Origin of the sequence: Nitrincola alkalilacustris (assembly GCF_008973755.1) — a bacterium.
Classification (GTDB): domain Bacteria; phylum Pseudomonadota; class Gammaproteobacteria; order Pseudomonadales; family Balneatricaceae; genus Nitrincola; species Nitrincola alkalilacustris.
In genome coordinates this window covers 546,130-570,402 of the sequence record NZ_WBOM01000002.1, presented here as the reverse complement: position 1 = coordinate 570,402, position 24,273 = coordinate 546,130, and the positions used below count along the sequence as shown (strand labels likewise).

Here is a 24,273-nt window from a genome sequence, read left to right as displayed (position 1 = left end):
CCACCTGTCGCAGATATGGCAACGCAAGTCGGCCGACTGTATTACATACCCGGTACATCTCATATAATGGTGATTGTTTCATTCGCCGGAAAACACTATGCAACGTCTTGACCTTCTACTGACCGAGCGCGGATTATGCCGAAGCCGCAGCCAGGCCCAGCAGATTATTGCCGATGAACGTGTCAGCTACCTCGTCGACAATCACTGGAAAACCGCCACAAAACCGGGACTTAAGCTGCCCGAAGAGACAGAGCTGCATATCGTCCCCGGCGCTGCCGATCACTTTGTCTCACGTGGCGCATTGAAACTGCTTGATGCACTCCAGGACTGCCCGATACCGGTAAAGGGAACCATCGCTCTGGATATCGGCCAGTCTACAGGCGGCTTCACCGACTGTCTGCTGCAGCAGGGCGCTGTCAAAGTGATCGGGATTGAGGTCGGACATGATCAACTGGCTCAGAAGCTGCGCCAGGACCCTCGGGTGATCTGCTATGAAGGCAGTAACGCACGTCATCTGGATACCGATGAACTGCTGCAACACACCGCTGGCAAAGGCTTTGATCTGGTGGTGATGGATGTGTCCTTCATATCACAGACATTGATACTTCCGGGACTGACACCGCTGCTCAAGCCCGGAGGTATCTTGATTTCGCTGGTGAAACCTCAGTTTGAGGTGGGCCCGGAAGGAGTCGGAAAAGGTGGGATAGTTCGCGATGACTCGCTCTATCACGACCTGCAGGAAAAAATCACCCAATGCTGCGAAACACACGGGTTAAAACCTTTTGCCTACCGCGAAAGCCCGATTCTGGGTGGAGATGGCAATCATGAATTTCTGCTACTGGCCAGCCGCCCTGCCCTTGAGGAAGCATTGTGAAGATCTCACTGAAACACACCATCACTGCCGAAGAGGATGGTCAGGATGCGGCAACTCTTCTGACACAGCTGAGCCAGCTGTCAAAGCAGCGCATCAAGGACGCCATGAACAAGGGTGCCGTCTGGTTGGTTCAGCGCCAGCGTAAACGCCTGCGTCGCAGCACCACCATCGTCCGTAAGGGTGACATCCTTGAACTTTATCACGATGCCGAGCTGCTGCAACGTACACCACCCGAGGGCGTTCAGTGCCTGTTTCAAAACAAGGCCTGCAGCGTCTGGTACAAACCTGCCGGGATCGTCGCGCAGGGCAATAACTTCAGTGATCATCTATCCTTGATGAGAATCGCAGAAAAACAACTGAACAAGCCCGTCTTTCTGGTGCACCGCCTGGACAGGGAAACATCAGGCCTGATGCTGCTGGCTCACAACCGCCAGGGCGCGGCCAGCCTGTCAGCCCAGTTCAGGGAAAACAAAGTCAAGAAGTGCTATCGCGCCATCGTGATCGGCGAAACAGACGAAGCAGGAACGATAGACCTGCCGCTGGATGGAAAGTCTGCACTGACACACTTCCAGCGCCTGCAGTTCGATAAGGACAAAGGGGTCAGCGAACTCAGCATACGCATTGAGACAGGGCGTACGCACCAGATAAGACGCCATTTCGAGATGATTGGCCACCCTTTGATGGGGGACCCCAATTACGGCAAGCACAACAAGAACCGCGACGGTCTGCAGCTAGAAGCCTGTGAACTCGGCTTCACCTGTCCGGTCAGTAACAAACCCATGCTGTTCAGTACCAACGAAACAGCCATCTGACATAAGAGGCACGCCATGCAACACGACGATATGCATCTGATAGTCAGGAATCTGGAACATAGTGACTATCTCCAGCTGGAAATACTGATGGACCGAGTCTACAACGACATCGGTGGCTCCTGGCCCGAACACACCATCCACAAACTGATAGACGACTTTCCCGAAGGACAGATTGCCATACTGGATGGCGAGCAACTGATCGGGATAGCCCTCACGGTTCAGGTCAGCTATGACAGGTTCAGTAACCCGCACAACTACGATGACCTGATCAGCAAGCGGATGACTATCCTCAATAATCCCGAGGGTGATGCCATCTATGGGCTTGATGTATTGATCCACCCTGATTATCGCGGCTATCGGCTGGGCCGCCGCATGTATGATGCGCGCAAGGAGCTCTGTCGGCAGCTGAACCTGCGTGCCATTCTGGCTGGCGGACGCATCCCCAATTATCACGAACACTCTGATGAGCTCTCTCCGAGTGAATATATCAATCGGGTTCGCAGCCGTGAGATCTACGACCCGATCCTGAGTTTTCAGCTGGCCAATGATTTTGAGGTCAAACGCCTGCTGGGGCTGTATCTGCCTGAGGATGATAAATCCCAGGGCTATGCTACCTTGCTGGAGTGGAGCAACATTCTGTTTGAGCCGTCAACAAGCGTCATCAACAGCCGCCCGACGCAGGTCCGGGTCGGGGCGGTGCAGTGGCAGATGCGTAAAGTCAGTTCGGTGGAGGAGTTGCTGGAGCAGGTCGAATACTTCATTGATGCCATTACCAACTACCAGAGCGACTTTGCCGTACTGCCGGAGTTTTTCAATGCGCCGCTGATGGGGCTGACCGATCAGACCAACCAGACTGAAGCGATCCGCTTCCTGGCGACACTGACTGACCAGATTCGCAATTATATGTCTAACCTGGCCGTCAGCTATAACATCAATATCATCACCGGCTCCATGCCCGTCATGGAGGGTGAACACCTCTATAATGTTTCCTACCTGTGTCGTCGGGATGGGACTGTGGCAGAGCAGCGCAAGCTGCATATCACACCCCATGAGCGACGTGACTGGGTGATACGTGGCGGTGATGAACTGGAGGTGTTCGAAACGGATGCAGGTCGTGTCGGTATTCTGATCTGCTACGATGTCGAGTTCCCGGAGCTGGCACGCATACTGGCCGACAAGGATATGGATATACTCTTCGTGCCCTTCTGGACCGATACCAAGAACGGTTACCTGCGTGTACGTCATTGCGCCCAGGCACGTGCGATTGAAAACGAGTGCTATGTCGTGATCTGCGGCAGTGTCGGCAACCTGCCATCGGTGAAAAGCCTGGATGTGCAGTATGCTCAGTCATCAGTTTTCTCGCCGTCTGACTTTGCCTTTCCGCACGATGCCATCATGTCGGAAACCACACCAAATACCGAGATGATCATGTTCTCCGACCTTGATCTGTCACGTATTCGAGTGATTCGTAATGAGGGCTCTGTCACCAATCTTAAAGACAGGCGGCTGGATCTGTATCGACTGCGCTGGAGAATGGATGGTTAGTTATAAGTAAATTATTTTTTATTCCTTTATATGATAAATAGATAAGGTTATCCTGCTCCCTGAATATATACAGCAACGGTATTCAGGACATCATGGATTGGCAAGCACTGCTTTGCGCCACACTCGTGATCGGGGCGCTGGCTACCCTTATCTTCACACGAATCGGCCCTCATCTGGTGATGACGGCCGTATTGATCATTCTCAGTGTGACCGGCATTCTGAATCCGGCCGAAGCCTTGTCCGGCTTCAGCAATCCCGGATTGATCACCGTGGCCGCCATGTTTGTTGTTGCTGCCGGGATCCACCATTCCGGCGGTATCGATATCGTCGTCAAATATCTGCTGGGCAAACCCGACTCTGTCAGAAAAGCCCAGTTCCGCCTGAGTCTTCCGGTTCTGCTGCTCAGCGGTTTTCTGAATAACACGCCGGTTGTTGCCACGATGATTCCGGCCGTCATCTCCTGGTCGAAAAAAATTCGCGTGCCAGTCAACCTGCTGCTGATGCCTCTGAGCTATGCCGCCATTCTCGGCGGCACCCTGACTTTGATCGGCACCAGCACCAACTTGATCGTTAATGGCCAGTTCCAGAGCCTCAGTGGACATGAAGGCCTGTCACTCTTCTCCATCACCAGCGTCGGCCTGACGGTCGCAGTGGTCGGGCTGCTGTTCATGCTCTGGTGGATACCCAAAGCCCTGCCACAACGTGAAAAAGAGCAACCCTTCAGCAACCTTCGTGAGTTCACACTCGAAGTCGCCATTGCCTATGGCGGCCCTCTGGTTGGCAAAACGGTTGCCGAAGCAGGGCTGCGCGATCTTGAGCGGGTGTATCTGGTCGAGATCGAACGCGATGGTAATATCGTGACAGCCGTCCCCTCTCAGGAAAGACTGAAAGGTGGTGACAGGCTGGTTTTTGCCGGTGATACGGAAGCGATCATCGACCTGCTTCGCATCCACGGCATTGTGGCGTCAACCGATGACAGCACACCCACGCTCGCCAAGGACAAAGCTGAGCGCTGCCTGGTGGAAGCCGTGGTATCAGGGCATTGTGATTGTATCGGACAGACCATCCGCGACTCACGCTTCAGGGATCGCTATGGTGCGGTAGTGCTTGCAGTGGCGCGTGGTGCCAGACGTATCAAGGGTAATCTGGGTAGTATTCGTCTGCAGGCAGGTGACACCCTGCTGCTGGAAGCCCGCCCGGCGTTTGTTACGCGCCAGCGCCATGCACACGACTTCTTGCTGATCAATGACCTTGAAGCCCAGACACCCCGCCATCAGAAAGCCTGGATAGCCTGGGGCATTCTGGCCGGACTGGTCGCTCTGGCATCCTTTGGCATCACCAGCATGCTCAACGCTGCTCTTTTGGGTGCTGCGGCCATGCTGCTGACTGGCTGCTGCAGCTCCGGCGACATGCAAAAGAGCCTTGATCTGACGGTCCTGATCACCATAGCAGCCTCCTTTGCGATGGGTGTTGCCCTCTATAAGACCGGTCTGGCCAGCTTCCTGGCAGAGCATATGGTCTCTGTCAGTAACGGCAACCTGCTGCTGATGCTGCTGCTCACCTGTCTGGCGGTATCGTTGCTGACGGAGATGATCACCAACAATGCCGCAGCGATTCTGATGCTACCCATCACGCTGGAAATGACGAATGCAGCGGGTTTTGCACCCGAACCCTTCGTCATCGCCATCATGATGGGTGCTTCAGCCAGCTTCGCATCCCCTTTGGGCTACCAGACTAACCTGATGGTCTATGGCCCGGGTGGCTACCACTTTACGGACTTCCTCAAAGTGGGCCTGCCGATGAATCTGGTCACTGGCCTGACAACCGTCGGTGCTATCTGGTTCTTCTGGCTATAGCGCTAAGCCCAGAGGGATTAAGCCCCGCAAGGATGCGGGCCTCAGAAACCGTTGTACACCTGTCTGAAGGGTGCAAATCCATCCACAAAACTGAACAATGTCAGCGACCCATCCGCTGCACGCGGTACCGTCAGATCAAAGCGCCCTTCACCATCACAGGTAAACATATGCTGACCATTGATCAGCACCATCGAACATAGCGGAACGCCTTGCTGCGTTGTAATTCTGCCTGTTGCACGCGCCCGATTACCAGAAAGCACTGTCAGACTTTCAACAGACACGAACGGAGGGGCACTGTAATCAGCCTGCATGGGGATCTGGTAGGTGATCCTCTCAGCAGCAGGCCGAATGACAGCCCTGAAAGGGGCGAAACCATCCGCAAAGGCAAAGATGGTGATCTCTCCATTAGCATCCAGGGGCACATCAAGCTCAAAACCTCCCTGACCATCACAGGAAAACATATGCTGTCCATTGATCAGCACCATGGCGCAGACAGGTGTCGGCTGAGCCATCATGGTCGAAACCGATCCCGAGATCAGCACCCTGTCAGTATCCACCGGATCAGGTACCAGCCACTCCCTGAGTTCGGGATAAGCGAGATCGAAGCGGCCATAGTAATCAGGAGCGCTTTGAAAAGTGCAGCTGGAGGAACCTCCTGTCAGAATCCCGACCAGCTGATTATTACCATTGAATATCCCAGAGCCACTTGAACCGGACTCGACAGCCCCGGTACTCCAGCGCACTACCCAATGTGTATCAGGAAAGGCTGGCCGGTCCCAATAATCCGTATCGATGATTCGACCGCTGCTGAGCTTCTGGAGATCTCCTCTGGGGTGGTGAATACCGCGCACTGATGTCTGCAATGACTGAGGAGAGCTGGTCCAACCCGCTCTTGCCGTAACGGGAGGCCTCTCATTAAGGCGCAGGAATGAAACATCAAGAATACTGTCTGTTGCCAGAAGATCCCCTCCGCCAATCGTTGTCTGCAAGGGCGTTATTGCCTGATTACTCGTGCAGGATGCACTCCTGAATCGCCAGTAGAACTGCATGGATGCAGCTTCCCTGTTACGACCTACACAGTGATTGGCTGTTGCGAACCAGGGCTCCTGACTACTGACCGCATCATTCAGCAGCATCCCCGTACACATATATGTCGAGCCGAAGCTGGAAGTTATCAGGTATTTGGCTGTCGTATCAGACAACAGCAAACTATCGGCATCACAACTGACATTTCGATGACAACTTCCCGCCGCACCCACCTCATCAAGGCTTTTCAAGTGCCGAGATATGACTGAGTCATGCAGCACCGAAACATAATCTATCTCAAGTGTTTTCAGTGCCAGCTGTGCTGGATGGTCTATGTAGAGCTCCAGGCGAGCAAGCCCCCCTTCCACAACCGGCAACCAGTAGGTCTCATCTGAAGGGTGCTTACTCAGCATATCAGCGGTAAAGGGGCCGTAGTAATGGACGGGCAGCAGGGGGCTGTAGAGGTACAACTCGACCCCTTCGGGAAACAAATCCGGGCTTAATCCAATACGGAAAGCAGAAGGCTGACCCGGAATACTCAGATCCATAACAGAACGAAAACCTCCAGATGCAACAGATACCCAGTCCAGGGATGCGAGATCGATATAAGGGAAATCAACTGTCCTGTAGCCATCTCCCACTTTGAAGGCCTTGAGCTGCCCCTCAGAGGGCTCATCAGCTGAGCCGGCCTCAGGTGAGTGGGTATCAAACTCATCCACAGGCCTCAGTTGCAATGTAACACGGGTCGATGGCGGTGCGAACTCTAAACCCTTGAGGCTCTTTTTGAAGCCGCTCGAAGAGATATTCAAATCCCCTTTCACAACCTCTCCAAGACCTGCCTGATGCGGAATAAAAGGAGCAGATTCGTAATGTGACTCAGTCGCCTGGGCAGTACCGGGAATCCACAGCGCAGCCAGAAACAAACATTGCCTGAAGGTCATACAGGAAACACCTCGCGTATATCCATTTCTGGATGTATACCTATCTGTTCACATCCGTGATGTGGTTTTATAGTTAACCACTTCTGACAGTATTATGCGCCCATTACACAATAAAAAAACCGCCCACAGTGGGGCGGCTAACCTGGAGGTTAAACAGTCTATGCAGACCCCGACGGGCCCTTATTCAGTCCGCCTGACGGCGCAGGAATGCCGGGATATCCAGAAACTCCATATCGTCTGTTCCTGTGCGCTTCATGGCTGGTTGATGCTCGACCTTTTCCTCGGTTCTGCGTGCAGCAGACTTGTCATCCTGCTGGCGGTTGTTTCTCACCACCGTTGGCAGATCCATCTGACTGAAATCAGCAGTCTTGGTAAAGCTGCTACCACGAGTATCGCCACTGGCAACACGCATAGGTTCAACTGATGAGACAGAACCCGCCTTACACAGCCCCGTCGCCACAACAGTGACTCTGATCTCATCATGCATCTCGGGATCAATAACTGTACCTACAACGATCGTGGCACTTTCGGAGGCATACTCCTCAACAATACTACCAACCTCGGTAAACTCACCCAGACTCAGATCCAGTCCTGCCGTGATATTTACCAGAATGCCGCTGGCTCCCTTGAGATCTATATCTTCCAGAAGCGGGCTGTTGATGGCGGCCTCGGTGGCGATCGTCGCACGTGACTCACCACGCGCATGACCCGTACCCATCATCGCCATGCCCATCTCGGACATCACTGTACGCACATCAGCAAAGTCGACGTTGATCATGCCCGGACGGATAATCAGATCCGCAATTCCCTGCACCGCTCCTTTAAGAACATCATTCGCTGTCTTGAAGGCCTCCAGAAGACTGCAGTTCTTGCCCAGTACAGGCAGCAGTTTTTCGTTCGGAATGATGATCAGAGAATCAACATGCTCCTGAAGCTCACGAATCCCCTCTTCCGCGATCTTCATGCGCTTGCGACCTTCAAATGGGAAGGGCTTGGTGACCACTGCCACCGTCAGTATACCCATTTCCTTCGCCACTTCCGCGACAATCGGCGCAGCACCGGTACCGGTGCCACCACCCATGCCAGCAGTGATAAACACCATATCGGCGCCAGCAAGACACTGAGCAATCCGTTCGCGATCCTCAATGGCCGCCTGACGGCCCACTTCAGGATTCGCTCCGGCACCCAGCCCCTTCGTCAAGCCGCCGCCGATATGCAGCGCCGTGCGCGTGACCAATTTGGCCAGCGCCTGTGCATCGGTGTTGGCACAGATGAATTCGACCCCTTCGACATCTGTCGTGACCATATGCTCAACCGCATTGCCACCACCACCGCCAACACCGACAACCTTGATTACCGCACTCTGCGGCAGACTATCAACCAGCTCAAACATTGTCATATCCCTCCAGGATTTTCCCGCTCTGCGACGAGTTGATCTAACTGATTAAACTCATGTTTAACGTTTGTTCTATTTACTGCTGCTCGATCTAAAAATTTCCCTGAAACCAGGTTTTCACCCTGCCCAGCAGGTTCGGCATCACAAACCGCGAGGGCTGTTTCGGATTCTTGGCCGCTTCCGGCACTGTCAGGCCAGACTCACTGACACTGCTCTGCGCATGACGCGCGTAATGAAGCAAGCCGATACCAGTAGCATAAACGGGGTTATGCAACAGATTTTCCATACCTCGAACGCCGTCCGGTACAGCCAGGCGAACAGGCATGTGAAACACCTCTTCCGCCAGCTCGACAGCTCCTTCCATTTTTGATGTGCCACCCGTCAGCACGATTCCGGCTGCCACCAGACCTTCAAAACCGGAACGCCTCAGCTCTGCCTGCACCAGAGTAAACAGCTCTTCGTAGCGCGGCTCCACCACTTCTGCAAGCGACTGCCTGGAGAGATCACGTGCCGGACGATCACCGACACTTGCCACCTTGATCATCTCATCCGGATGCGCCAGCTGCGCAAGAGCACAGGCATATTTGATCTTGATCTTCTCGGCATGCTGAGTCGGTGTACGCAGCGCCATCGCGATATCATTAGTCACCTGATCCCCGGCAATCGGGATCACAGCCGTATGGCGGATTGCACCACCGGTAAAGATCGCTATATCGGTTGTGCCTGCACCGATATCCACCATGCAGACGCCCAGGTCCTTCTCATCTTCAGTCAACACCGAATAGCTCGAAGCCAACTGTTCGAGCACTATGGCGTCAACCTCCAGGCCACAACGCCGTATGCATTTATCGATATTCTGGATCGCATTGATCGCACCCGTCACCAGATGCACCTTGGCTTCAAGGCGAACTCCGGACATACCCAGAGGCTCTTTGATCCCTTCCTGGTTGTCGATCATGTACTCCTGCGGCAGGATGTGCAGGATCTTCTGGTCGGCAGGAATGGCCACTGCACGCGCAGCATCAATCACACGCTCCAGGTCATAATCGGAGACTTCACGATCACGCACCGCCACAATGCCATGTGAATTGAGGCTGCTGATATGGCTGCCGGCGATGCCTGCCGATACCGAATGAATCTTGCACCCCGCCATCAATTCGGCTTCTTCGACAGCACGCTGAATCGCAGCGACTGTCGTATCGATATTCACAACAACACCACGCTTCATCCCGGTAGCAGGATGAGAGCCAACCCCCACGATTTCGATGCTGCCGTCCGGCCGTAGCTCACCCACCAGGCATACCACCTTTGAGGTTCCGATATCGAGCGCTACGATCATGTTATTACCAGTCAGCATAGTTTCTGAGCACACCTATAAAACGATTAGAAGAGGCTCTGTGTAATACAACGCAAATAGCAGGCCAACTTTTCAATCAAATAAAAATCTCGGTTACAAACCAATTATCACCGAGGGAGCAGTATAGATTCAACTGTTTTCTACATTGCTATATCGGCAGTATTTTGCCACCTTTAGGATAAATTTTGATCAATTTCAAGGAAGTAGCAAAGTTGAAGGTGAAAAGTTTTGCCGCTTGTAAAATAACTTAAGGCAAATTTTTCATTATGAGATTTTCAGTTTAAATCAAAACTTAATCTTGAATAAAAACGACTTATCAAACCTTAATTTTGAATACTCGCGAAATAATCAAAACTTGATTTTGATTATTCATGAAAGTTACCGCACTTAAAAGAGACTCCAATACCCTGCACTGTGTTGAGAAAAAAACGACAGATTGCACCCTGATCAGGCAAAACAACCCATCGCATCCTGAGCACTCAAGGAAGAGTGTCTCAATAAAAGCGACAACTCTTCCAGTCCACCCTGCTCAGGACGCAGGGCAACAGTTTATGCGGGCTTGTCGGATCACCAGTTGAGGTAAAGCACCACAATCGACACCAGTACCAGTGGCGCCATCAGGAACAGATTACGCAGATTACCCAGTAATCGTTGCAGAATCAGGATATGTACGACGGGGAATGTCAGAAAAATACAGGTCAGTGGAATCCACCAGTCAAGCTTTCTGAAACCGAATGCCAGTGCACCTATCAGGGTCAGAGCCGCGAAGTTGCCAATCATGATGACAGTAACCGGGCCATTACGACTCTTCAGAAAATCCGGGCGTTTATCCTCAGGCAGCTTGTTCAGAGTACCGGCACTGAGTGCGGCAGACATGGATACCAATCCGGTCAGCAGGAATATCATCAGGGTGTCAGTCATCATTGTCTCCTTATCAAGGCTGAGCATTGTATTCGAATTCAGGCACAAACCCCAGCCGCACCCGACCAACTCTTTTACCTGTGAACTGGCTGACAGAATAGTGCTACAATTTGCACTCATTTCACTTACTTGCGCCGATATCCATGACAAAGAAGCTGGTCAATACGCCCTACCTGGTTGATGAAAGCATCGAAGACTACGCCTTCGTCAACACCACTCCTGAACCCGCATTGCTGCAGGAGCTGGTCAACGCGACACAGGAACATATGGGGTGGCCGCAAAAGCTTTCCGGCCGTCTGGTGGGGCGCAGCCTGAAGATACTGTCGGCGCTGGTTCGGCCCAGGTTCGCACTTGAAATCGGCATGTTCACCGGTTACTCGGCCCTGTCCATAGCCGAAGGGATGCCTGAGGATGGCCGCCTGATCTGTTGCGAAACCAATCCACGTGCCATAGAACTGGCACAGACATTTTTTGACCGCAGTGAACATGGCCACAAGATTGAGGTCATATTTGGACGCGCCCTGGATACGATTGAGTCACTGGATATCACACTGGATTTCACCTTCATTGATGCCGATAAACGCAACTATCTGAACTATTATGAACGCGTCAAGGCAATGACTCGCCCGGGTGGGCTTATCGTACTGGACAACGTACTCTGGTCTGGAAAGGTCCTGCAACCCGAGTCAGAGATAGATGATATTCTGGTGGAGACCAATCAACGCATCGCTGCGGATCCTGATGTGGAGAATATATTCCTGACACTGCGCGACGGACTGAATGTAGTACGCAAGCGAGACTGAATCCAGACAGCTTGTTGAGGTAAGTGTGCAGACAAGGGAGGGTAGTGTATGCGCAAACTGATATTACTGCTGGCCCTGTTACCCCTATTGCTGGCGGCCCTGTCCTATGCCGCCCTGCCCTACCTGGCACGTAACGCTATAGAACACTGGTTTGCCGAACAGGGTTTCAGCGAAACCAGCTTTGCCATGACACACCCACGCTGGGATCAGATAGAGGTCAGCCACCTTGCTTTTACACAGGAGCAGGATGGTCGACGCATGCAGCTGGAAGCAGACTCTCTGGTAGTCATGTTTGATCCGCTGAATCTGCTGCTGACTCAGGAGCTGACAGAGGTGCGCGTAGCCCAGGCCAATCTGACCATAGAAGCCGACAGCAGCATACCCAAGCGTATAGAGGATGAGCTGAGCAGGCACAACACTCTGTCACTGCCACCTGAACTGCCGGCCAGCCTTTTTGCTTATGCTCCCTCGCAGCGCCTGATCATCGGACAGTTGAATATCCGCTACCAGGCTGAAGATACGCCACTGGCATCGGCATCCGGCTTTGTCGAGATCACACGAAACCTGTTTCAGTCGCGAATGGCCATCCGTTACGATGATCAGCATCTGGGTTATGCCGACCTGACACTCGACAGAGATCTCGCATTCACTACCCGGCTGCACTATCTGGAAGAAACCCTGTACCGCGCCGCCGGCAATTTTGAGCCTTCAGGGGACGACTGGATATTCAGCCTCAGTCATCAGCTTGATCTATCACGGATCCAGCAGTGGATAAACACGCAGATGCCAGAGCTGAGCGTCGAACTGCCCATCCTGAAAAGTGATCTCACACTGGGCAGCCAGATACGCTTTCCACAGCTGTTGCCTCTGGACCCGACAACTCTGCTGCAGACACTGGATATTGAGATAGGCACCCTGGTGGATATTCAGATACAACACCCGGATCTGGGTGAGCTGAACAGCAGAATTCAGGGCAGTGCACAGTTGAAGGCGGGAGATGTGAGCATCAATCTGGCACCCACCAGCCGCGTGTTGATCCGAAAGCTCTCTCAGGCGGATATGGAACTGATCGATCTGGAGGTGACCTTAATGGAGGCGCTGCAGATCAGCGGTCCATTAGCTGAGGTGCAGGACTGGCAGCGCTCTTCTCTCTCAGCCAGGGTAAAAGCAGCCAGCGTGAAGGTTCAGGGTGTCGAAAAACTCCAGCTGGAGCCGATAGCCATCACTTTGCAGCCTGCAAGCCTAAACAGCGATTTGTTGAAGGGGCGTATCACCCTGCCGGCCATCACCGCAAGCCTTGAGGGTCGCGAGCTTCCCAGCGCCTCTCTGGGCGGTGAGTTCACCTTCAATATCGCCAGACAGCAACTGAGCAGCAAGCTGCTGATCAAAACACTGGAACTGCCAATAGAGATCAACGCAGACTTATCCGCAGAGCTGACAGGAAAAGCTGAAATCGACTGGCAACTGACACCCTTCTCGATTCAGGGTCAGTACCCTCTATTCAGGCGCTTCATACCCGAGCTACCCGCAGAGCTTGCTTTTCATCAGGGCCGGCTCAGCGCCAATGGACGATTCATTGCTCAGGACAACACCTGGACACTGACCAGCCGACAGCAAGTGACCGATCTGCACCTGAGCCAGAAAGAAACACATCTTGAAGGGATCAACTGGCGCTCCGAACTACAGTACAACAGTCAGGGCCAGCTCAGAGATGCCGGCGAGGTCAACATCCGCTACATCAATATCGGCCTGCCTGTCGGAGGCCCGTCACTCGGCTATCAGTTCAACATGAGCCCCGGCACCAACCCTCTGCTGAGGCTGACACCCTCCTACATCACTTTACTCGGTGGTAAAATCAACTTACCCGGTATTGAGATCAATCCGCTGCAGCTGCAAAGCACCTTTCTGATCGGCATCGATGGCATCAGACTGACAGACGTACTTGAACTCTATGCACAGCAGGGACTCTATGGAGAGGGAGTCATCACCGGACAACTGCCGATCACCATCAGTGATGGACAGATCAGTATCAGCAGTGGTTTCCTGCAAAGCGTTGAACCCGGAGGCGTGATACGTTATACCCCTGACGCTGCACTGGGCAGCATGGCCGCAGGCAATTTCGGACTCAGAATGGCGTTTGAAGCCTTGACCGACATGCAGTTCAGCCTGCTCCATCTGACTCTGGATTATGAGCCCTCTGGCGATGCGCATCTTGTCGCCAGAATTCAGGGCCGAAACCCCGACTGGCAGGATGGTCGTCCGATTGATCTGACCATCAGTATTGAGGAAAATATTCTTGATCTTCTCAAAGCCCTGCAACTTACCGGCAGAATCACGGATCGCATTGATCAGCACTTCAGACAGTAGTTTTCATCAGATTGTTAGGGATAGGTTCAGCTTTAGTATGTTCTACTTGACTCATGCACTATATCGGAAAATGAAAGGAGAACCGGTTATGAGTACACAACGAAGATGGCACTGGCTCCTGCTGCCGGGCCTACTGGTCGTACTGACCGGCTGCAACCCGACAGTCAAGGTAGAGGCGCCATCAGAGCCCATCACAATCAATCTCAATGTCAAAATCCAGCATGAGATTCTGATCAAGGTGGATAAAGAGATAGACAATCTGTTCAATGAGAACAGCGACCTGTTCTAGGAGGAAGTAGCATGACAAGGCAAATTAAACAAGTATTGGCCATGCTGGCACTCCTGCTGATTGCCCTGCCCGCCTGGAGCATGACGCTTGAGCAGGCCAAGTCATCCGGCGCAGTGGGTGAGCAGCTCAACGGCTATCTGGGTATTGTCACCCCTTCACCAAGTGCAGATCTCAGAGCACTGGTGAATGAGATCAACACCAAGCGCAAGGCGCATTATCAGTCCAGCGCCGAGAGTGCATCCGTCACACTGGAGATATTCGAGCAGAGAATGGGACAACGCCTGCATGAACGTGCAGCGCCTGGCGAATATATTCAGGATGCCAATGGTCAGTGGCGAAAAAAATAGCCTGAGCCCATACAAGCGCAGCCAGCCTCAACAGCATGACGTCTGTTGTGATTGGCTGTCTGCCCGGGCTTATGCTCGGTAATGTCCCACATCACACCACTGATATGCACCAGCGCCCCCTGCTCGTCCTCGCCTCACCTCACTTGCATCACCCATCACATCAGACCATCCATATGAATGATACCCTGAGATTAGTGGAAAACTGTTTCAAGGTGTATCATATGTATCGTTTTTCATGCATTACGCCACTATCACGGCCTGTATTCACGGTTGCCAAGATACATAACAAAACATGTATGGTGCAGGTCTGATAACTTTGAAGCGAATGCTGCCGGCAAGAGATAAAGGCAAAGCGACGGAGTTTCCTATAGGAAACAAATGATCATTTTTTTGTACAAAAAGAAACAAACGCAGTATTATAGCCTCTACCGACTTTCAGGTCAGTTCAAGCTGCCGCAGGCAGTTTACACCTGAACTTTTTATACCCCTGAACTTTAAACGCAGGATTCCTGAACGATGAGTGCACAGAATCAGTCCTCTCTGAATACGCTTGAACAGAAAGCAGACTTTATCAGTCGCCATATCGGTCCATCAGATGATGAGCGTCAAGCGATGCTTGAAGCCCTCGGACTTGATTCACTGGATGCACTGATCAAGGAAACAGTCCCGGGTTCAATCCAGGTTAAACAGCCAATCCCTCTTGCTGAGCCACGCACCGAGAGCGAAGTACTGAGCTATCTGAAGCATATGGTCAGCCTGAATCAGGTGAAACGCTCCATGATCGGCATGGGCTATACCGATACCATCACCCCTAATGTGATTCTGCGCAACGTACTGGAGAATCCAGGCTGGTATACAGCTTACACACCCTACCAGCCTGAAATTGCTCAGGGTCGCCTTGAAGGCCTGCTGAACTTTCAGCAGATGATCATGGATCTGACTGGTATGGATCTGGCGAATGCATCTCTGCTGGATGAAGCTACCGCAGCTGCAGAGGCGATGACACTGTGCAAACGCATGTCCAAAGCCAAAAAAGCCAATGTTTTCCTGGTGGACGAAAATCTGCACCCACAGAACATCAGCGTTATCCAGACACGTGCAGAACCACTCGGTTATGACGTGATTGTCGGCGATGTTGCCGAGCTGATCGATCAACATGATATTTTCGGTGTTGTCGTACAATACCCCGATACCCACGGCGAAATCCGTAACCATCAGACCTTGATCGAGAAGGCACACGACAAGAAAGCCCTGTTCTGTGTCGCAGCCGATATCTTGAGCCTTGTTCTGCTGACGCCACCGGGTGAGCTGGGTGCCGATGTTGTCTTCGGCTCCGCTCAGCGCTTTGGTGTACCGATGGGCTTCGGCGGCCCTCACGCTGCCTTCTTTGCTACCCGCGATGAGTACAAACGCTCAGTACCTGGACGCATTATCGGCGTTTCAGTGGATACACGCGGCAAGCCCGCCCTGCGCATGGCGATGCAGACTCGTGAACAGCATATCCGCCGTGAGAAAGCGACTTCAAACATCTGTACTGCTCAGGCACTGCTGGCCAATATGGCTGCTTTCTATGCCATCTATCACGGACCTGAAGGCCTGAAAACCATCGCCAATCGCGTCCACCGTCTGACTGACATACTGGCTGCCGGTCTGAAAAAGTATGATGTCGAGATCTGTAACCGCTACTGGTTCGACACCCTGACCATCCGCGTCGGTGACATGCGCGATGTCATCACCAGCCGTGCGCTGGTCGAAGGGATCAACCTGCGTAAAGTCGGCGATGACCGTATCGGTATCACCTGCGACGAGCGCACCGGACGCGAAGAGATAGAGACGCTGTGGAACTGCATCATCGGTGCTGACCACTCACTTGATCTGAATGCAATTGATGCGGATATCGTTGCTCAGGGTTCGGCGTCCATACCTGATGATCTGGTTCGTCAATCCAGCTTCCTGACCCATCCTGTGTTCAACACACATCACAGTGAAACCGAGATGCTGCGTTATCTGAAGCGTCTGGAGAACCGTGATCTGTCGCTGGTGCACAGCATGATTGCACTGGGCTCATGCACCATGAAGCTCAACGCCACCGCCGAAATGATTCCGGTCACCTGGCCTGAACTGGGCAATATGCACCCCTTCGCCCCTCAGGAGCAGACCCACGGCTATCAGCAGATGATCGCCGAGCTGGAACAGATGCTGATGGCCATCACCGGCTTTGATGCGGTCTGCATGCAACCCAACTCAGGTGCTCAGGGCGAGTATGCCGGCCTGCTGGCGATCCGCAGCTATCATCAGGCACAGGGCCAGGGACATCGTAACATCTGCCTGATCCCGACCTCCGCTCACGGCACCAACCCGGCATCCGCTGCACTGGCTGATATGAAAGTGGTGCTGGTGAACTGTGATGAAAAGGGCAACGTCGAGATTGAAGACCTGCGTCAGAAAGCAGAACTGCATAAGGATGAACTCTCCTGTCTGATGATCACCTACCCATCGACACACGGCGTGTTCGAAGAGGGTATCCGTGATATCTGCGAGATCATTCATACCCATGGCGGCCAGGTCTATATGGATGGTGCCAACCTGAACGCGCAGGTGGCGATCAGCCAGCCGGCAGAGATAGGTGCAGACGTGTCGCACATGAACCTGCACAAGACCTTCTGCATTCCGCATGGTGGCGGTGGTCCGGGTATGGGGCCCATCGGTATCAAGAAACACCTGATCCCGCACGTTGCCAACCATCCTGTCGTGACCATTGAGGGGCCGGATGCCGGAAACGGTGCTGTGTCCGCAGCGCCCTGGGGCAGTGCCAGCATCCTGTCCATCAGTTGGGTGTATATCGCCCTGATGGGTGGACTGGGTCTGAGACAAGCCACCGAAACGGCTATTCTGAATGCCAACTATCTGGCTAAAAGGCTCGGTGAGCATTATCCGATACTGTACAGTGGTCGTAACGGGCGTGTGGCACATGAGTGCATCATCGACCTGCGCCCGCTGAAAGAGCGCACCGGCATCTCTGAAGAGGATGTGGCCAAGCGCCTGATGGATTTTGGTTTCCATGCGCCGACCATGTCTTTCCCGGTGCCCGGCACCTTGATGATCGAGCCAACCGAGTCAGAATCAAAAGCAGAGCTGGATCGTTTTATTGAAGCGATGCAGAAGATCAGAGAAGAGATCGCGCTGGTGGAATCAGGCCAGATCGATGCGGACAACAACCCACTGCGCAATGCCCCGCATACGCAGGATGATATGCTGTCCGACTGGGATCGTCCTTACAGCCGTGAACAGGCCGCCTTCCCGGCTGCCTGGCTGAAGGATGGTAAGGTGTGGCCGACGGTCAACCGCATAGACAACGTCTACGGTGACCGCCACCTGTTCTGTTCATGCATTCCTACGGAAGCTTACGCAGAGTAACTGCCATTACTACCGAATAGCCGCACCAGCCGTTACTCAGACGGTTTGTGCGGCTTTTTCTTATCAGTGTTTTCATCTGCCTCGTCATCCGACGACTCTTGTGGAAAGTCAGCGTCCTGCTGCTCAACAGGATCGGGATGAAGCTCCTCTTGAATCTCCTTCTTCAGCTCTTCGTAACTCATATCATCCGGTGCATCAGTTACATACTCTTCAACGACACCATGCCCACTGGTCTCATTATCCTCAACACCAGCAATCTCTTCCGGTCTGATCTCCGGTTCCTGCGCCGGCTCGTCAGTGCCACTGTCGTACAACTCCTCCGGTACCGGATCAGCATCATCCTGCGCAGCATGATAAAGCTCTTCGGTCGGGAACTGGACAGCAGCCTGAGGAATAAACTCGATTTTCTCGCGCTGCAGACCCGCCACGCGGGATTGATAGATGGCAAACAGCATCATGAAAAACAGATTCACGGCAATATAGATAAACAGAGCTGAAGGTCCGAATTTACCCATCAGCCCGGCACTGAGCATCGGGCCAAATATGGCGCCACAACCATAGCCTACCAACAGCCCTGATGAGGTCTGCATCAACTGATCCGGGTCACTCCAGTCATTCACATGTGCCGCCGACAGCGGATAGATCACAAATGCAAGGGATCCATAGGCAAACACATTGAAAAACAGCCAGTAGGTAGGCAATCCCAGTTGCACGATCAAAATCATTGACAGACTACACATCAGCGCACCGAAACTGACCCCGGCTATTACCTTGCGTCGCTCAATGCGGTCAGACAGTTTACCGATCGGAATCTGCAGCACCAGACCGGAAAAAACCCCTGCCATCATGAACAGCGAGATATCCCTGACAGACATCTCTAGCCCTTGCGCATAGATAGGCGCCATCGAAAAGAACGCCGCATTGACCGACCCAGAGCACACCGCACCGAATAAGCCTGTCGGTGCCACCTTCAACAGCGGCATGACCGTAAACCCCTTCACCGGCTGCGGAGCCGGTGCCTCGGTACGGGTCATCAGCAGCGGCAGCAGTGACAGGGAGAAACAGATGGACGCTATGGCAAACAGTTGGAAATCACCCGGTTCTGCAAAGATCAACAGCAACTGGCCCAGACCGGACGCCAGATAGTTCACCACCATGTACAAAGCCATGATACTGCCGCGCGTTTCGTTACTCGAGCGGGCGTTCAACCAGCTCTCGGTGATGATGAAAAGCCCGGCAAGACAGAAACCATCCATTAAACGCAGCACACCCCATACCCAGGGGTCTATCCACAGAATATGCATCAGAGGCGAAATGGAGATAAAGGAAGCAAACGCACCGAAGGCACGAATATGACCAGCCCGCTGGATAATGCCTGAGGTAAAACGTGCACCGACAAACATGCCCAGAAAGTAACAGGCCATCAGCAGACCGATGGTCTGCACGACAAAGCCTTCTATATCTGCACGCAGGCTGATAACCGTGGTGAACAGGGCATTTGCCAATACCAGCAGTCCATAGCTGGAATAAAGCGATATCAAAGCGCGAGCGGCGGTTCTCATGTGTCAATCCGGAAAAAGGTGCTGAAGTATTGGGTAATCTGATGTGCTGCATGCGAGAGGTACTCAGAAGCGCGGCATGCTATCACACCATCAGGAAAATTAAGAGATAGTCGAATATATTTTATACAAAAAAACACTGATTCAACGTCCTGTTGAGCGCATGTCGGCAATCAGATTGCGACAACTGATTCAATCCATATCGCTAAACCTGAACCGCGAAAGGATAGTACATGACTCTGAAACATTTGTACTATGACTCTAGTCAAGATATGGCAGTTTTCAACCGCTTATTAAAATCTTATGGCTCTGTTGGGTCCGGCACTCATCAGACACCGCTCACACATGCTAGACTTGTGGTCTATTGATACCGCTTCAACGACTAGATGGACTTAACAATGCTCGAACTCGTTTCACAATGGCTGGAATATATCAATGTTGAATCGACCTCACTGACGTCGCTGATTATTGCACTGACGCTGATTCTGGTCATCGCAATTCTGACACACTTTCTCCTGCACCGAATTCTGCGACGTGTCGTCGAACGTCTGGCCAGCCGCTCGAAGCGTGTATGGAACAAGGCGCTCTTCGAGGGGAAGCTGTTCAATCATTTTGCCTTCACCATTCAGGCAGCCATTATCCAGATACAGGCGGGTCTCTGGCTTGAATCCGGCTCTTTTTCATTATTACTGATCACCAGTGCCACTCAACTCTGGATGCTGCTGTTCGGCTTGCTGACCCTCTACTCCCTGCTTGATGCACTGCTTGACCTGTCACGCTACAGCCGTCTGAGTAAGGATCTGCCGCTGAGAGGGATCTTTCAGGGACTGAAGTTGATCTCGGCTCTGATCATCACGGTACTGGCCATCTCAGTCCTGATCGGTAAATCCCCGGTGATTCTGATCAGCGGTCTGGGTGCCATGACGGCCGTTTTGCTATTGGTGTTCAAGGACCCGATCATGGGCCTTGTAGCAGGTATACAGTTGTCAGCAAACCGCATGCTGGCGGTCGGTGATTGGCTGGAGATGCCGAAGTATGGTGCCGACGGCGATGTCATCGACATAACACTGACAACGGTAAAAGTTCAGAACTGGGATCACACCATCACGACAGTGCCCACCTACGCCCTGATTTCAGACTCCTTCAAAAACTGGCGTGGCATGCAGGATTCCGGGGGCAGAAGGATCATGCGCAGCATCCGAATTGATGCCAGCAGCGTGCATTTTCTGACTGACGAAGAGGTACTGCACCTGCGCAAAGCCAACCTGCTGTCAGGTTATATCGAAAGCCGTCTGGATGAGATCAAACGTTACAACGAAGAGCAGAGGGCTGATCTCAGCAACCGCATCAATGGCCGCAGACTGACAAACCTCGGTACCTTCCGCGCTTATCTGACGGCTTATCTGAAAGCACATAGCGGCATACATCAGGATATGACACTGATGGTAAGGCAGTTGGAACCCACCAGTGATGGTATCCCGCTTCAGGTTTATGCCTTCACGAATACCACCGCCTGGGTTCTATATGAGAGTATTCAGGGCGATATATTTGATCATATTGTCGCGGTGGTGCCTGAGTTTGGCTTACGTCTGCACCAATCGCCAACGGGCTATGACTTCAGGCAACTGACTCAGGTGACTCAATTAGACCACAGGCTCGCAGACAAAACGGCAACTCCGGCAAAAACACCCATGGCAGAGGCTCAGGAGTCCTGACCGGCTGACAGCGCTCGCCCGCTCTGTCTATGCCATCAACAGCCTGGTGATCCCCACCAGGCTGACAACCACCAGCATGACACCCAGCACACGGAAGAATGTAGCTGTTTCCGTCTTGACCAACCGACGGTGAAAGTGTTCACCGATCATATGACCTATCCAGGCACAGGGCAGCAGCCAGAGCTGGTGAATCAATTGCAGATCCACTCCTGCGATGACGAATGAAGTCATCTTGATCGCCACCAGAATAAACCAGAGAACAAAAAGCGTATCGCGCAGTTGATGCATGGCAACATGTGTGGCATAGACAGCCACTATCAACGGCGCTCCGATCAAGGATGTACCACTGACATAGCCACCCAGCATCAGAAAAACAGCATCCAGATATCGGTTATTACTGCGAAAGGGCTTGTTGATAATATAGCCAACGGCATACACCAGTATGATGCCGAATATGATGATCGTCATGATATTGCCAGGCAGCGTCAACAAACCGAGCACACCGATCAGCTTCGGAATGGCCATGATCTTGAGGCTCTTGACCAGATACTGCCAGTCGATATTCCCTTCTGCTTTGACGCCGGATTCCTTTGCCTGACGGCGTGCCAGCAAAAATCCCGGCAGTGCAATCCAACTGGAAAAGATCAACAGATGCACAGAGATGATCGGTAGAAAAACCAACGGCTCGTCCAATATCAGCAATAGGAATGGCAGCGCCAGCACTGCTCCACCAAAACCCAGCCCGGAACGAACAAAACCACTCCAGATAAAAATCAGCCCGATAAGGGCGTACTGCCACCAGATAAGATCGATCATGATATTTTTTCGGTACCACCCGTGAGAGTTGTCAACTTTTCCACCAGATCCTGGCGGCGATAGGGTTTGCTGAGCATCTGTATGCCTGGCTCAAGCCGCCCCTGTTGAAGGACCGCATGCTCGGTATAACCCGATGTAAACAATATCTTTAATTCAGGACGTATCAGAAGTGCCTGATCGGCCAACTCGCGACCATTCATTCCGCCCGGCATTATGATATCTGTAAACAGCAGATCAATCGTATCATCCTGGCTAATCAGCTCCAGAGCAGATGTTCCGTTTTCAGCAGACAGCACCTGGTATCCGAGTGATTCAAGCAACTCTGCAGCATGACCCCGGACCAGTTCATCATCCTCAACCACCAGCACCTTCCTGAAAAGTACCCCATCGCCCTGCATAGCAGAGGATATGGCCTCCTCCTCTGCCACTTCTTCTGCTCTGGGCAGATAGAGCCTGACAACCGTGCCCTCTCCCGGCTCTGAGTAGATATTGATATGCCCGTTGGACTGTTTGATGAATCCAAAGACCATACTCAACCCCAGCCCAGTACCTTTACCCTGCTCTTTCGTCGTAAAGAAGGGCTCAAACACCTTACTCAGGCAGTCTGCTTCTATCCCGATACCGCTGTCGGAAATGGCGAGCCGCACATATTCACCGGGCCTGAGATCTTGATAGTGAAGCGTATAGTCATCATCCAACTGCACATTCTCAGTCTCGATGGTCAATGAACCGCCTGTTGGCATCGCATCACGCGCATTGATACAGAGGTTGAGTATGGCACTCTCAAGCTGCGTTCTGTCTGCCAGTACCGGCCACAGATCCGGCTTGAGATTTATCTCAATTTCGACCTGCTCACCGAGCGAGCGCTTGAGCAGACCACTCATATCCCTCACCATCCGGTTTACATCCAGCAGATCCGGTTTGAGCACCTGACGACGCGCATAGGCCAGCAGATGCTGTGTCAGGCCAGCTCCTCGCTGCGCCGCTTTTCCAATCATTTCCGCCAGTGGCCTGAGCTCATCATTACTGTGCAGCTCATCCTCCAGCAGCTCCGCATTACCCAGTATGACAGTCAACAAATTATTGAAATCATGAGCAATTCCACCCGTCAATTGCCCAATGGATTCAAGCCGCTGAGATTGTCGCAGTTGCTCTTCCAGTTGCACCTGTTCCGAAAGATCAGTCATGCCACCGATAACTCTGACCGCCTGCCCACTGGCATCATGAATCACAAACGCATTATTCTCGATATGAGCATAGTCACCACTCTGTTTTCGGTAGCGATACTCCATTCTCCACCCCTCCTTGCCTGACAGGATCGCTTCCTGCAATGATGCCTTCATCTCAGTCACATCCTCTGGATGGACAGGGCCCGTGAGTGTTTCAAGCGACTGATCCATCTCTTTGAGATTGTAACCAAAGGTCTTGTCCAGGCCTTCACTCCACCAGATCCGGTCACTGGTCAGATCCCAGTCCCATATTGCATCCACGGTCGCTCTGGCCAGTAAGCGAAAGCGCTCTTCACTTGATGCGAGCTCCTGTTCATTCAGCGCCAGCTTAGCTGCCATATAATTAAAGGACGCTGCCAGCTGTGCCAACTCATCCTGTCCATCCAGATTAATCCTGGTCTGCCTGTTACCCTTGGCAAACTCATGCACACTCTCCTGAATGACTCTGATAGGTAATCCAATACGACGGAAGATAAGAACAAAGCCGAACAGAGACATGCAGGCAAACACCACAACACCCAGTACAAAGCTGGCCATCGTACCCAGCAACTGTTGCATCAGATTCTCATAAGGGATAGCCAGCAGCAGCTCCAGAGATTCATTCAATCCATTGATATGCAAAAGCAACTGGCTGGCAACAAAACGATCCACTTCATACCCTGGGATATCAATTGCACGCAACTGGTCGCAGATAAAAGCTATCTCCCTGATATGTTGCTGAGCAACCTGAGCCTCAAGACGCGAAAAGGTATTCAGACTTTGGCTTATCTGCATGACATCCTGATGCACCCCCTCGATGATCAACGGGTCATACCTGAGCAGAGAAATATAATCGATCGCGGCAGCCACTCTGGTTGCCTGTTGCCTGACCTCCAGCAGGGAATCAATCTCTGCCAATCCGCTAGTCACCTGACGCCAGGTCAGCCCTCCCTGAATGCTCAGCAACACCAGACAAACCAGGGTAAAGAAAATGAATACTCTTGAAATCCGGCGAAGCTTCATT

At 52.6% G+C, this 24,273-nt stretch carries 17 protein-coding genes; 10 read left to right on the top strand and 7 right to left on the bottom strand.

Annotated features, from left to right (window positions below):
* Positions 1 to 97: 97 nt before the first annotated feature.
* The 4 genes from F7R27_RS05410 to F7R27_RS05395 all read left to right on the top strand — a co-directional run bounded on the left by F7R27_RS05410 (position 98) and on the right by F7R27_RS05395 (position 5,087).
* Positions 98 to 874: a TlyA family RNA methyltransferase gene (locus tag F7R27_RS05410; protein WP_151703182.1), complete on the top strand. Its 777-nt coding sequence runs from the start codon at positions 98 to 100 to the stop codon at positions 872 to 874.
* Positions 871 to 1,686 (top strand): RluA family pseudouridine synthase, encoded by an 816-nt coding sequence (locus F7R27_RS05405; RefSeq protein WP_151703181.1) that lies wholly within the window; start codon positions 871 to 873, stop codon positions 1,684 to 1,686. The genes F7R27_RS05410 and F7R27_RS05405 overlap by 4 nt, the downstream gene beginning before the upstream one ends.
* A gap of 15 nt (positions 1,687 to 1,701) precedes the next feature.
* Complete coding sequence (locus F7R27_RS05400; protein WP_151703180.1) at positions 1,702 to 3,231, top strand: carbon-nitrogen hydrolase family protein; 1,530 nt, start codon at positions 1,702 to 1,704, stop codon at positions 3,229 to 3,231.
* Between the two features lie 92 nt (positions 3,232 to 3,323).
* Positions 3,324 to 5,087 carry an SLC13 family permease gene (locus F7R27_RS05395; RefSeq protein ID WP_151703179.1) on the top strand — a complete coding sequence of 588 codons (1,764 nt, stop codon included), beginning with the start codon at positions 3,324 to 3,326 and terminating at the stop codon, positions 5,085 to 5,087.
* 41 nt (positions 5,088 to 5,128) lie between these two features.
* Here F7R27_RS05395 and F7R27_RS05390 read toward each other — a convergent pair whose 3' ends face one another.
* From F7R27_RS05390 to F7R27_RS05375, 4 genes are all read right to left on the bottom strand, one after another.
* A complete protein-coding gene (locus tag F7R27_RS05390; RefSeq protein ID WP_151703178.1) occupies positions 5,129 to 7,054 on the bottom strand; it encodes a trypsin-like serine peptidase in 1,926 nt (641 codons plus the stop codon).
* A gap of 184 nt (positions 7,055 to 7,238) precedes the next feature.
* Complete coding sequence (ftsZ, locus tag F7R27_RS05385; protein ID WP_151703268.1) at positions 7,239 to 8,447, bottom strand: cell division protein FtsZ; 1,209 nt, start codon at positions 8,445 to 8,447, stop codon at positions 7,239 to 7,241.
* 94 nt (positions 8,448 to 8,541) lie between these two features.
* Complete coding sequence (gene ftsA / locus F7R27_RS05380) at positions 8,542 to 9,807, bottom strand: cell division protein FtsA (RefSeq protein WP_151703177.1); 1,266 nt, start codon at positions 9,805 to 9,807, stop codon at positions 8,542 to 8,544.
* A gap of 567 nt (positions 9,808 to 10,374) precedes the next feature.
* Positions 10,375 to 10,728: a hypothetical protein gene (locus F7R27_RS05375; protein WP_151703176.1), complete on the bottom strand. Its 354-nt coding sequence runs from the start codon at positions 10,726 to 10,728 to the stop codon at positions 10,375 to 10,377.
* Between the two features lie 143 nt (positions 10,729 to 10,871).
* Here F7R27_RS05375 and F7R27_RS05370 point away from each other — a divergent pair, with 143 nt between their 5' ends.
* From F7R27_RS05370 to gcvP, 5 genes are all read left to right on the top strand, one after another.
* Entirely contained in the window at positions 10,872 to 11,531 is a 660-nt protein-coding gene (locus tag F7R27_RS05370) for an O-methyltransferase (protein WP_151703175.1), read from the top strand.
* A gap of 48 nt (positions 11,532 to 11,579) precedes the next feature.
* Positions 11,580 to 13,898, top strand: a complete 2,319-nt coding sequence (locus F7R27_RS05365) for an intermembrane phospholipid transport YdbH family protein (protein ID WP_151703174.1) — start codon at positions 11,580 to 11,582, stop codon at positions 13,896 to 13,898.
* Positions 13,899 to 13,986: 88 nt separating this feature from the next.
* Positions 13,987 to 14,187, top strand: a complete 201-nt coding sequence (locus tag F7R27_RS05360) for a YnbE family lipoprotein (protein WP_151703173.1) — start codon at positions 13,987 to 13,989, stop codon at positions 14,185 to 14,187.
* An 11-nt stretch (positions 14,188 to 14,198) separates the two neighbouring features.
* Positions 14,199 to 14,534, top strand: coding sequence for a YdbL family probable chaperone protein (locus F7R27_RS05355; protein WP_151703172.1), 336 nt, complete (start codon positions 14,199 to 14,201; stop codon positions 14,532 to 14,534).
* Between the two features lie 516 nt (positions 14,535 to 15,050).
* Complete coding sequence (gcvP, locus tag F7R27_RS05350) at positions 15,051 to 17,951, top strand: aminomethyl-transferring glycine dehydrogenase (RefSeq protein ID WP_151703171.1); 2,901 nt, start codon at positions 15,051 to 15,053, stop codon at positions 17,949 to 17,951.
* 32 nt (positions 17,952 to 17,983) lie between these two features.
* Here the strand turns inward: gcvP and F7R27_RS05345 are convergent, their stop codons facing one another.
* On the bottom strand, positions 17,984 to 19,513 hold the full coding sequence (locus F7R27_RS05345) for an MFS transporter (protein WP_151703170.1): 1,530 nt from the start codon (positions 19,511 to 19,513) through the stop codon (positions 17,984 to 17,986).
* A gap of 395 nt (positions 19,514 to 19,908) precedes the next feature.
* On the opposite strand from F7R27_RS05345, the gene F7R27_RS05340 reads away from it, so the two are divergent.
* The gene (locus tag F7R27_RS05340; RefSeq protein ID WP_151703169.1) at positions 19,909 to 21,225 is read left to right on the top strand and encodes a mechanosensitive ion channel family protein; all 1,317 of its coding nucleotides are present in this window, start codon (positions 19,909 to 19,911) and stop codon (positions 21,223 to 21,225) included.
* A gap of 27 nt (positions 21,226 to 21,252) precedes the next feature.
* Here F7R27_RS05340 and F7R27_RS05335 read toward each other — a convergent pair whose 3' ends face one another.
* The gene (locus tag F7R27_RS05335; RefSeq protein ID WP_151703168.1) at positions 21,253 to 22,041 is read right to left on the bottom strand and encodes a TSUP family transporter; all 789 of its coding nucleotides are present in this window, start codon (positions 22,039 to 22,041) and stop codon (positions 21,253 to 21,255) included.
* A complete protein-coding gene (locus F7R27_RS05330; protein ID WP_151703167.1) occupies positions 22,038 to 24,272 on the bottom strand; it encodes an ATP-binding protein in 2,235 nt (744 codons plus the stop codon). The genes F7R27_RS05335 and F7R27_RS05330 overlap by 4 nt, the downstream gene beginning before the upstream one ends.
* Position 24,273: the final 1 nt, after the last annotated feature.

Excerpts from the sequence above, each read along its gene's own strand:
- F7R27_RS05410 (WP_151703182.1), top strand. The coding sequence starts at position 98 with ATGCAACGTCTTGACCTTCTACTGACCGAGCGCGGATTATGCCGAAGC.
- F7R27_RS05400 (WP_151703180.1), top strand. The coding sequence starts at position 1,702 with ATGCAACACGACGATATGCATCTGATAGTCAGGAATCTGGAACATAGT.
- F7R27_RS05395 (WP_151703179.1), top strand. The coding sequence starts at position 3,324 with ATGGATTGGCAAGCACTGCTTTGCGCCACACTCGTGATCGGGGCGCTG.
- F7R27_RS05390 (WP_151703178.1), bottom strand. The coding sequence starts at position 7,054 with ATGACCTTCAGGCAATGTTTGTTTCTGGCTGCGCTGTGGATTCCCGGT.
- ftsZ (WP_151703268.1), bottom strand. The coding sequence starts at position 8,447 with ATGTTTGAGCTGGTTGATAGTCTGCCGCAGAGTGCGGTAATCAAGGTT.
- ftsA (WP_151703177.1), bottom strand. The coding sequence starts at position 9,807 with ATGCTGACTGGTAATAACATGATCGTAGCGCTCGATATCGGAACCTCA.
- F7R27_RS05375 (WP_151703176.1), bottom strand. The coding sequence starts at position 10,728 with ATGACTGACACCCTGATGATATTCCTGCTGACCGGATTGGTATCCATG.
- F7R27_RS05370 (WP_151703175.1), top strand. The coding sequence starts at position 10,872 with ATGACAAAGAAGCTGGTCAATACGCCCTACCTGGTTGATGAAAGCATC.
- F7R27_RS05365 (WP_151703174.1), top strand. The coding sequence starts at position 11,580 with ATGCGCAAACTGATATTACTGCTGGCCCTGTTACCCCTATTGCTGGCG.
- F7R27_RS05360 (WP_151703173.1), top strand. The coding sequence starts at position 13,987 with ATGAGTACACAACGAAGATGGCACTGGCTCCTGCTGCCGGGCCTACTG.
- F7R27_RS05355 (WP_151703172.1), top strand. The coding sequence starts at position 14,199 with ATGACAAGGCAAATTAAACAAGTATTGGCCATGCTGGCACTCCTGCTG.
- gcvP (WP_151703171.1), top strand. The coding sequence starts at position 15,051 with ATGAGTGCACAGAATCAGTCCTCTCTGAATACGCTTGAACAGAAAGCA.
- F7R27_RS05345 (WP_151703170.1), bottom strand. The coding sequence starts at position 19,513 with ATGAGAACCGCCGCTCGCGCTTTGATATCGCTTTATTCCAGCTATGGA.
- F7R27_RS05340 (WP_151703169.1), top strand. The coding sequence starts at position 19,909 with ATGCTCGAACTCGTTTCACAATGGCTGGAATATATCAATGTTGAATCG.
- F7R27_RS05335 (WP_151703168.1), bottom strand. The coding sequence starts at position 22,041 with ATGATCGATCTTATCTGGTGGCAGTACGCCCTTATCGGGCTGATTTTT.
- F7R27_RS05330 (WP_151703167.1), bottom strand. The coding sequence starts at position 24,272 with ATGAAGCTTCGCCGGATTTCAAGAGTATTCATTTTCTTTACCCTGGTT.